The organism is Methylopila capsulata, from assembly GCF_016907975.1.
GTDB classification, from domain to species: domain Bacteria; phylum Pseudomonadota; class Alphaproteobacteria; order Rhizobiales; family Methylopilaceae; genus Methylopila; species Methylopila capsulata.
Window position 1 is genome coordinate 985107 of sequence record NZ_JAFBCY010000003.1, and the last position, 10060, is coordinate 995166.

A 10060-nucleotide genomic window follows, 5' to 3' on the forward strand; every position below is an offset into this window, starting at 1 on the left:
TCCTCGTCAGACAGCGGGCGGGATCGCCCGCGGCCCGATCAGGCTACCACTGCCCAGCGACGCGCCAAGCCCAAAGCGCAGGCGCCGCATTCACGCTTTCGCGCGTGGCGACGGCCTAGGTCGCGCCGGTCGTCATGCCCGCCGTGCGGCGTGGACGCGCCTGTGGGGCCCTCGTCTCTGGCGTAGCGGTCGGCTTTCGACTATCGACGGCGCGACGCCTTCTCCTGCCCTCTCCTCCTCCCGGAGACGAGATGCCCGACCTTCTGCTTGAGCTGTTCTCGGAAGAGATCCCCGCCCGCATGCAGGCCCGCGCGGCCGACGACCTGAAGGCGCTGGTGACCAACGCGCTGGTGGAGCGCGGCCTCACCTACGAGGGCGCCAAGGCCTTCGCGACGCCGCGGCGGCTGACGCTGGTGGTCGGCGGCCTCGCCGCCCGCCAGCCGGACCGGCACGAGGAGCGCAAGGGTCCCCGCGTGGGCGCGCCGGAAAAGGCGCTGGAGGGCTTTCTCAAGGCCGCCGGCCTCGCCTCGATCGAGCAGGCCACGGTGCAGGCGGACCCCAAGGGCGACTTCTACGTCGCCCGCATCCACAAGCACGGCGCGGCCACCACGGACGTGATCGCGGCGATCGTCCCCGAGATCGTGCGGTCGTTCCCCTGGCCGAAGTCCATGCGCTGGGGGACCGGAACGCTGCGCTGGGTGCGGCCGCTGCATTCGATCGTCGCGACCTTTGGCGTGCCGCAGGAGGAGCCCGAGGTCATCCGCTTCGAGATCGACGGGATCGCGTCGGGGGACGTCACCCGCGGCCACCGCGTGCACGCGCCGGGCGAGATCCGCGTGCGCCGCTTCGACGACTACGTGGCGAGCCTGGAGAAGGCCCACGTGGTGCTCGACGCCGAGCGCCGCCGCGACATCATCCGCGCCGACGCCCGCACGCTGGCCCAGGCGCAGAACCTCGAGCTGGTCGAGGACGAGGGCCTGGTCGACGAGGTGGCGGGGCTGGTCGAGTGGCCCGTCGTGCTGATGGGCCAGTTCGAGCCGGAGTTCCTCGAGGTCCCGGACGAGGTGATCCGCGCCACCATCCGCGCCAACCAGAAGTGCTTCGTGCTGAAGGACCCGGCGACGGACCGGCTCACCAACCGCTTCATCCTGGTCGCGAACCTCGACGCCAGCGACGGCGGCAAGGCCATCGTCCACGGCAACGAGCGCGTGGTCCGCGCGCGCCTCTCCGACGCCCGCTTCTTCTGGGAGACGGACAAGAAGGTCCGGCTGGAGGACCGGCTGGAGAAGCTCAAGAGCATCACCTTCCACGCCAAGCTCGGCACGCAATACGAGCGGGTCGAGCGCGTCGCGCGGCTGGCGAAGGAGCTCGCCCCGCTGGTGGGCGCCGACCCCGCGAAGGCGGAGACCGCCGCCCGCCTCGCCAAAGCCGACCTCGTCACCGAGATGGTCGGCGAATTCCCGGAGCTGCAGGGCCTGATGGGCCGCTACTACGCGGCGGCCGAGGGCCAAGACCCGGAAGTCGCCGCGGCGCTGGAGGAGCACTACAAGCCGCAGGGACCGTCGGACCGCATCCCGACAGCGCCGGTGTCGATCGCCGTCGCGTTCGCCGACAAGATCGACACGCTGGTGGGTTTCTGGGCGATCGACGAGAAGCCCACGGGCAGCAAGGACCCCTATGCGCTGCGGCGCGCGGCGCTGGGGGTGGTGCGGATCATTCTGGAGAATGGGCTGCGGGTGCGGCTTCTCGACGTGGTCAACGGCGCGTCGAAGGCGGGGATTGGCGACGATCTCCTCGCCTTCCTCGCCGATCGCCTAAAAGTCCAGCTGCGCGAGCAGGGCAAGCGGCACGACCTCGTCGACGCGGTGTTCGCAGCGGGCTCCCCCTCCCCCCTTGCGGGGGAGGGTAGGGAGGGGGGTGGCTCCGAACGGGGCGCCAGGTCCGGGACGACCCCCACCCCCGGCCCCTCCCCGCAAGGGGGAGGGGTGACCCGCGCCACGTCCGGCGGCGACGCCAACGACGACCTCGTGCTCGTCGTCCGCCGGGTCGAGGCGCTGGAGACTTTGCTTGCGACTGAGGACGGCAAGAACCTGCTCGCGGGGTATCGCCGCGCGGCGAACATCCTGAAGGCCGAGGAGAAGAAGGACGGCGCGGGGACGTTCGAGGCGGCGCCCGAGGCCGGGCTGCTGAGCGAGCCCGCCGAGCGGGACCTGTCTGCGGCGCTCGACGCCGCCGAGCCCGCGGCGACCGAGGCGCTGGCGCGGGAGGACTTCACCGCCGCGACCACGGCGCTGGCGAAGCTGCGCCCGCAGGTCGACGCCTTCTTCGATCAGATCATGGTCAACGCGCCGGAGGCGGACCTTCGGGCGAACCGCCTGAAGCTGCTGGCGCGCCTCCGCCGCGCGGTCCGCGCCGTCGCCGACTTCGACCGCATCGCGGGCTGAGCGCTCCGGCGTCCTCCGGCTTGACCGGCGGACCCGCCGGCGACGTGGAGCTTTGGCTTCGACGTGGATGGTCCGCAGCGAAGCTGAGGAAAGGGTCCACCGATCACACGCGCGGATCCCTCCTCGCGCGCCAGCGTGGGGAGGGTGGCCCCGGCCGGGAGGCCGGGGTCGGGTGGGGCCTTGGGCGTCGGGCGCAGAGGACGAAAGGCGCCTTCTGCGAAAGCGCACCCCACCCGACCTCGGCTGCGCCGAGGCTGCCCTCCCCTGTCCCAAGGGAGGGATCGCCCGCGATTCATCCGGAAAACAGGCGACGGGGCGCCGGAGCGCCCCCTCCCCCTCACATGTGGATGGCGCGGCCTTCGACGGCGAGCGCGGCTTCCTTCACCGCCTCCGCCAGCGTCGGGTGCGCGTGGCAGGTGCGGGCGATGTCTTCCGACGAGGCGCCGAACTCCATCGCGATCGCGGCCTCCGCGATCAGGTCGCCGGCGCGTGGGCCGACGATGTGGACGCCCAGAACCCGGTCGGTCCTGGCGTCGGCCAGAACCTTCACGAAGCCCTCGGTGGTGGCGTTCGCCTTGGCGCGTCCGTTGGCGGTGAAGGGGAACTTGCCGGCCTTGTACTCGACCTTGGCGGCCTTCAGCTCCTCCTCGGTCTTACCCACCGAGGCGACCTCGGGGTAGGTGTAGACCACGCTCGGGATCACGTCGTAGTTCACGTGGCCGGCCTTGCCCGCCAGGATCTCGGCGATCGCCATGCCCTCGTCCTCGGCCTTGTGGGCGAGCATCGGGCCGACGATGACGTCGCCGATGGCGTAGATCCCGTCGACGCTCGACTTGAAGTGGCCGTCGGTCTTCACGCGGCCGCGCTCGTCGAGGGCGACGCCGGCCTCCTCGAGGCCGAGGCCCGCGGTGTAGGGCACGCGGCCGATGGCGACCAGCACCACGTCCGCCTCCAGCGTCGCCGCCTCGCCGCCCTTGGCCGGCTCCACCGTGACCTTCAGCCCCTCGCCCGCCTTTTCGGCCCCCGTAACCTTGGAGCCGAGCTTGAAGGCCACGCCCTGCTTCTCCAGCAGGCGCTGGAACTGCTTGGCTACGTCGGAATCCATGCCGGGCAGGATGCGGTCGAGAAACTCGACGACGGTGACCTCGGCGCCGAGGCGCCGCCACACCGAGCCGAGCTCCAGCCCGATCACGCCGCCGCCGACGACGATCATCTTGGCGGGGACCGTCTTCAGCGTCAGCGCGCCGGTCGAGGACACGATGGTCTCCTCGTCGATGTCGAGGCCCTTGAGCTTCGCGACGTCCGATCCGGTGGCGATCACGATCGCCTTGGTCTCCAGCGTCTGGGCCGCGCCCTCCTCCGGCGTCACCTCAACCTTGCCGGCCCCAAGAATCTTGCCCGTCCCGTGGAAGGCGTCGATCTTGTTCTTCTTCAGCAGGAAGGCGACGCCCTTGGTGTTGCCGTCCACGCCCTCGTCCTTGAAGGCCATCATGGCGGGCAGGTCGAGCTCCGGCGCCGGCACCTTGATGCCCATCTTGCCGAACTTGTGGCTCGCTTCCTCGAACAGCTCGGAGGCGTGCAGCAGCGCCTTGGAGGGGATGCAGCCCACGTTCAGGCAGGTGCCGCCGTGGGTGGCGCGCTTCTCCACCACCGCCACCTTGAGGCCGAGCTGCGCGGCGCGGATCGCGCAGACATAGCCGCCGGGGCCGGTGCCGATGACGATGAGGTCGTAAGCCATCTGTCTCTTTCGCTTGCGGTCGTGGGTCAGGCCGCGCGAGGCGGCGCGTCGTGAGAAGAACGGCGCGCCGCGAAGACGCGTCTTGAAAAGGGAACGACTTCGGGGCGGTCGCGGTTGAGTCGCACGAAGCGGCGACCACGCGGCCGCTGGGCCCTCCACCCTAAGAAGGAACCATCGACATGGCGGCCGCCAAGAAGACCGAGACCAAGACCGAAGCCAAGACGACTGCAGCCAAGACCACGGCGACGAAGGCCGAGACCAAGAGTCCGGCGAAGCCGAAGGCTCCGGCCAAGGCCAAATCCGCGGAGAAGCCCAAGTCGTCCGCCGCGAAGAAGCCCAACGCCCTCAGCGTCGAGGTGAAGCCCTCGGCGGACCTCGCCGCCATCGTCGGCGACAAGCCGCTGCCCCGCAGCGAGGTCGTCAGCAAGACCTGGGACTACATCAAGAAGCATAAGCTCCAGAACCCCGATGACGGCCGCGAAATCCTCGCCGACGCCAACCTCGAAAAGATTTTCGGGAAGAAGAAGGCGACGATGTTCGAGATGAACAAGTTCCTCAACGCCCACCTGAGCTGAGGCGCCGCGAGGCCGCCGGGCGCATCTCGGCTGGCGGCCTCGACCAAAGCCTGACATTCGAGGCGCTCTCAGGGATCGATGTCGCATCCGCACGCTCTCCCGCCCGCGCTCAGCCTTTTCGGGCGCCGTCGGCCGGCTTCGACGACCGCCTGAGAAGCGCCAGCGTCCAGCGATTGACCACGACGATCAGCGCCGACAGGCCAACCAGCCACGGCAGAATCGGCAACAAGGCCGCGACTGTCTTGTCGAGGTCGCCGGGGTGGATCGTCAGAAACCCGGCGATCACGATCATGCCCACGATCGCCATCACGGATTGACGATCCGCCGTCTGCTTGCGCGCTGCGATTCCGGCCGTGATTTCTGAGCGGTTCTCCGTCATTGGGCGTCTCGCTCGATACGCCACGTTGAGAGAACGTCGGGATTCGTCACGGTTTCTCCAGTCGTACGAAGCCGATAGTCGCCAGGCTTCGCTGGCTCGAACCAATCAACTGCAGGGGGAAGCACAAGCATTTCCCCTTTCCAACGGCCCTCGCACGCGATCGAGATTCCGGCGACAGGGTCCGCCGAGACCACCCGGCCATGATACTGGCCGAACAGATCGCCGTCATCGAAGGCCCACGTTACGCCGACGAGCGCATACTGTCCGAGCAGCCGCTCCGCCTCCTCCTCGTCCCATGGCTCCGAGGCGGGCTCATCGGAGCCTATGAAGGACGGAGGCGGCTGCAACGGGCGGTGACTTTCAGAGATCCATCACCAGCCGCGACGGGTCTTCCAGGCTCTCCTTAACGCGGACGAGGAAGGTGACCGCCTCCTTGCCGTCGACCACGCGGTGGTCGTAGCTCAGCGCGAGATACATCATCGGCCGGATCTCGATCTTGCCGCCGACGGCCATCGGCCGCTCCTGGATCTTGTGCATGCCGAGAATGCCGGACTGCGGCGCGTTCAGGATCGGGGTCGACATCAGCGAGCCGTAGATGCCGCCGTTGGTGATCGTGAAGGTGCCGCCCTGCATCTCCTCGATGCCGAGCTTGCCGTCGCGGGCGCGGCGGCCGAAGTCGGTGATCTTCTTCTCGATGCCGGCGAGGCCGAGCGCGTCGGCGTCGCGCACCACCGGCACCACGAGGCCCTTCTCGGTGCCGACCGCGATGCCGACGTGGTAGTAGTTCTTGTAGACGAGCTCGTTGCCGTCGATCTCGGCGTTGACCGCCGGCAGATCCTTCAGCGCCTGGATCACCGCCTTCACGAAGAAGCCCATAAAGCCGAGCTTCACGCCGTGCTTCTTCTCGAACACGTCCTTGTACTTCGCGCGCAGCGCCATGACTTCCGTCATGTCGACCTCGTTGAAGGTCGTCAGCATGGCCGCGGTGTTCTGCGCGTCCTTGAGGCGGCGGGCGATGGTCTGGCGCAGCTTGGTCAGCTTCACCCGCTCTTCCCGGGAGGCGTCGTCCGGCGCGGAGGGGGCGCGGGCCTGAACGGCGGGCTGCGGCGCGGGCGCCTTGGCCCCGCTTTCGACCGCGACCAGCATGTCGCCCTTGGTCACGCGGCCGTCCTTGCCGGTGCCCTGCACGCTTGCGGGGTCGACGCCGCTCTCGGCGCCGATGCGGCGCACGGACGGGGCCTGACCGGCGTCGGCGGGCGCCTGACCGCCGTTCGCCTTCGGAGCCTCCTTGGAGGCCTCGCGCGGCTTCGTCTCGTTGGCGTTGTCCTTGATCGCGGGCTCGGCCGCCTTGGCCGGCTCCGCCGGCTTCGCCTCGGCTTTCGGCGCGGGCGCCGCGCCCTCGCCGGCCTCGATCGAGCCCAGCAGCGCGTCGACGCCGACGGTGTCGCCCTCGTTCGCCTCGATCGCGCCGAGGACGCCGGCGGCGGGCGCCGGAACCTCCAGCGTCACCTTGTCGGTCTCGAGCTCGACGATCGGCTCGTCGACGGCGACCGCCTCGCCCGGCTTCTTGAACCACCGGCCGATGGTGGCCTCGGTCACGGATTCGCCAAGCGTCGGCACGCGGATTTCGGTCGCCATCGAAGTCTCCCATGGGGCCGGCGCTCGTCGCCGTCCCGCTTCAGCTCTCAACGTTCAGTCAGCGGTCAGTTCGGGCGGCCGGTCAGTCGCCCAGCGCCTCGTTCAGGAAAGCCTGCAGCTGGGCCAGATGCTTCGACATCAGGCCGGTCGCCGTCGCGGCGGACGCCGGGCGGCCGGCGTAGCGCGGGCGGCGGTGCATCGCGCCCACGGTGTTCAGCGCCCACTCGATATAGGTCTCGACGAAGAACCAGGAGCCCATGTTCTTGGGCTCTTCCTGGCACCACACCACCTCGGCCTGCTTGAAGCGCGACAGCTCGTTGACGAGCGCCTTGGCCGGGAACGGATAGAGCTGCTCGACGCGCAGGATGTAGACGTCGTCCACCCCGCGCTTCTCGCGCTCCTCCAGCAGGTCGTAATAGACCTTGCCGGAGCACAGCACGACGCGGCGGATCTCGGCGTCCGGCTTCAGCTCCAGCGTAGAGCCCGGGTTCATCTGCGCGTCGTCCCACAGCAGGCGGTGGAACGAGGTGCCCGCCTCCATCATCGACAGCGGCGACACCGCCCGCTTGTGGCGGAGCAGCGACTTCGGCGTCATCAAGATCAGCGGCTTGCGGAAGTCGCGGACGAGCTGGCGGCGCAGGATGTGGAAGTAGTTCGCCGGCGTCGTGCAATTCGCGACCTGCATGTTGTCCTCGGCGCACATCTGCAGGTAGCGCTCGAGCCGGGCGGAGGAGTGCTCCGGGCCCTGGCCTTCGTAGCCGTGGGGCAGCAGCATGACGAGGCCCGACATGCGCAGCCACTTGCGCTCGCCCGACGACAGGAACTGGTCGACGATGACCTGCGCGCCGTTGGCGAAGTCGCCGAACTGCGCCTCCCACAGCGTCAAGGCGTTGGGCTCGGCCAGCGTGTAGCCGTACTCGAAGCCGAGCACCGCCTCTTCCGAGAGCATCGAGTTGATGACCTCGAACCGGCCCTGGTTGTCCGAGAGCGCGTTGAGCGGAACGGCCCGGTCCTCGGTCTCCTGGTCGACCAGCACGCAGTGGCGCTGGCTGAAGGTGCCGCGCTCCACGTCCTGACCGGAGAGCCGGACAGGCTTGCCGTCGGCCAGCAGCGAGGCGAAGGCGAGCGCCTCGCCCATCGACCAGTCGATGCCCTCGCCGGTCTCCGTCATCTTCCGGCGGTTCTCGAGCAGGCGCAGGATCGTGCGGTGGGCCTTGAAGCCCTCCGGCAGCGTCGTGAGCTTCTGGCCGAGCTCCTTCAGCCGGTCGATCTCGACGCCGGTCTTGCCGCGGCGCGCGTCATCGACGTCGCGGGAGGCCTTGATGCCGGACCAGCGGCCGTCGAGCCAGTCGGCCTTGTTCGGCTTGTAGGCCTGGCCGGACTCGTACTCGCCCTCGAGACGCGCGCGGAACCCGGCGCGGATCTCGTCCACCTCGCCGGCCTTGATCACGCCCTCCTGCTCGAGCCGCTTGGAGTAGATCTCGAGCGAGGTCGGGTGGCTGCGGATCACCTTGTACATCCGCGGCTGCGTGAAGGCCGGCTCGTCGCCCTCGTTGTGGCCGAAGCGGCGGTAGCAGAAGATGTCGATGACGACCGGCTTGTGGAACTTCTGCCGGAACTCGGTCGCGATCTTGGCCGCGAAGGTCACGGCCTCCGGGTCGTCGCCGTTCACGTGGAAGATCGGCGCCTCGATGGTCTTGGCGACGTCCGAGGGATAGGGCGACGAGCGCGCGTAGCGCGGGCTGGTGGTGAAGCCGATCTGGTTGTTGATGATGACGTGGATTGAGCCGCCGGTGCGGTGGCCCTTCAGGCCCGACAGGCCGAAGCACTCCGCGACCACGCCCTGCCCCGCGAAGGCGGCGTCGCCGTGGATCAGCAGCGGCAGCACCTTGGTGCGGTCGGCGTCCTTCCACTGGTCCTGCTTGGCGCGCACCTTGCCCAGCACCACCGGATCGACGATCTCGAGATGCGAGGGGTTGGCGGTCAGCGACAGGTGGACGGAGTTGCCGTCGAACTCGCGGTCGGACGAGGCGCCGAGGTGGTACTTGACGTCGCCGGAGCCCTCGACCTCCTCGGGGGTCCAGGAGCCGCCCTTGAACTCGTGGAAGATCGCGCGGTGCGGCTTGCCGAGCACCTGCGCCAGGATGTTCAGGCGGCCGCGGTGGGCCATGCCGAACACGATCTCGCGCACGCCGAGCGCGCCGCCGCGCTTGATGATCTGCTCCAGCGCCGGGACGATGGACTCGCCGCCGTCGAGGCCGAAGCGCTTGGTGCCGGTGTACTTGACGTCGAGGAACTTCTCGAAGCCCTCGGCCTCGACCAGCTTGGTCAGGATCGCGCGCTTGCCCTCGGGGGTGAAGGCGACGCCCTTGTCCGGCCCCTCGATGCGCTCCTGGATCCACGCCTTCTCGGCGGGCTCGGAGATGTGCATGAACTCGACGCCGAGCGTCGAGCAATAGGTGCGCTTCAGGATCGCGAGCATCTCGCGCACGGTCGCGAACTCGAGCCCGAGCACGTAGTCGATGAAGATCTTACGGTCGAGGTCGCCCTCGGAGAAGCCGTAGGACGCGGGGTCGAGCTCCTCGCGGTCGGGGCGGGGCTCCAGCTTCAGCGGGTCGAGGTCGGCCGCGAGATGGCCGCGGATGCGGTAGGCGCGGATCATCATCAGCGCGCGGGTGCTGTCCCGCGTCGCGGCGCGGATCTGCTCCGGCGTCAGCCCCTGGCCCTTGGCCTCGGACTTCGCCTTGATCTTGTCGCCGATGACGATTTCGGCGGCGCCCCAGTCGCCGTCGAGCGCCGAGACCAGTTCGCCGTTCGCCGGCACCGGCCAGTTCGGCTTCTCCCAGGACGGGCCGTCCGCAGCCGTCTCCACCGCGTCCGACGGGTCGCCCAGATCCTCGAAGAACGCCCGCCACTGCGGGTCGACCGAGGACGGGTCCTTCTGGTAGCGCGCCTGGAGGTCCTCGATATAGGCGGCGTTTCCGCCCCAGAGGAAGGAGGTGCGGTTGAAAGCCTCGTTCGCCGCCTGGCGTGACATCGGATTAGACCTTGCGTTGATTTCGGAGCTCGCCCCTTGCGTCCATATGGGGGCGACGGTTCAGTTTTGAACGTCCGGAACGCGAATGCACTCTGATCGTGGCGTCATTCCGACGCCGGGGTTAAGCGAGCAAGAACGGCGCCGCCGCCCTCACCCCTTCAACAATTCCACGAGCGTTTTTCCGAGCCGTGCGGGGCTTGGGCTCACCCGGACGCCGGCGGCTTCCATGGCGGCGATCTTGTCGTCCGC

6 protein-coding genes and 1 pseudogene are annotated in these 10060 nt (G+C 69.0%); 2 read left to right on the plus strand and 5 right to left on the minus strand.

Going from position 1 to position 10060, the window contains the following annotated elements; all coding sequences use genetic code 11:
* The first annotated feature begins 251 nt into the window (after positions 1 to 251).
* Complete coding sequence (gene glyS, locus JOD31_RS15830) at positions 252 to 2444, plus strand: glycine--tRNA ligase subunit beta (protein WP_204951378.1); 2193 nt, start codon at positions 252 to 254, stop codon at positions 2442 to 2444.
* 337 nt (positions 2445 to 2781) lie between these two features.
* On the opposite strand, the gene lpdA is transcribed toward glyS, so the two are convergent.
* Positions 2782 to 4182 (minus strand): dihydrolipoyl dehydrogenase, encoded by a 1401-nt coding sequence (gene lpdA, locus JOD31_RS15835; RefSeq protein ID WP_204951379.1) that lies wholly within the window; start codon positions 4180 to 4182, stop codon positions 2782 to 2784.
* Positions 4183 to 4361: 179 nt separating this feature from the next.
* Between lpdA and JOD31_RS15840 the strand changes: the two genes are divergently transcribed.
* Positions 4362 to 4757 carry an SWIB/MDM2 domain-containing protein gene (locus tag JOD31_RS15840; RefSeq protein WP_204951380.1) on the plus strand — a complete coding sequence of 132 codons (396 nt, stop codon included), beginning with the start codon at positions 4362 to 4364 and terminating at the stop codon, positions 4755 to 4757.
* Positions 4758 to 4866: 109 nt separating this feature from the next.
* Here the strand turns inward: JOD31_RS15840 and JOD31_RS15845 are convergent, their stop codons facing one another.
* From JOD31_RS15845 to JOD31_RS15860, 4 genes and pseudogenes are all read right to left on the minus strand, one after another.
* Positions 4867 to 5136: a hypothetical protein gene (locus JOD31_RS15845; protein WP_204951381.1), complete on the minus strand. Its 270-nt coding sequence runs from the start codon at positions 5134 to 5136 to the stop codon at positions 4867 to 4869.
* Between the two features lie 360 nt (positions 5137 to 5496).
* A complete protein-coding gene (gene odhB / locus JOD31_RS15850) occupies positions 5497 to 6774 on the minus strand; it encodes a 2-oxoglutarate dehydrogenase complex dihydrolipoyllysine-residue succinyltransferase (RefSeq protein WP_204951382.1) in 1278 nt (425 codons plus the stop codon).
* An 82-nt stretch (positions 6775 to 6856) separates the two neighbouring features.
* A complete protein-coding gene (locus JOD31_RS15855) occupies positions 6857 to 9811 on the minus strand; it encodes a 2-oxoglutarate dehydrogenase E1 component (protein WP_204951383.1) in 2955 nt (984 codons plus the stop codon).
* 150 nt (positions 9812 to 9961) lie between these two features.
* Positions 9962 to 10060 (minus strand): annotated as a pseudogene (locus JOD31_RS15860) (succinate--CoA ligase subunit alpha); the annotation flags it as partial.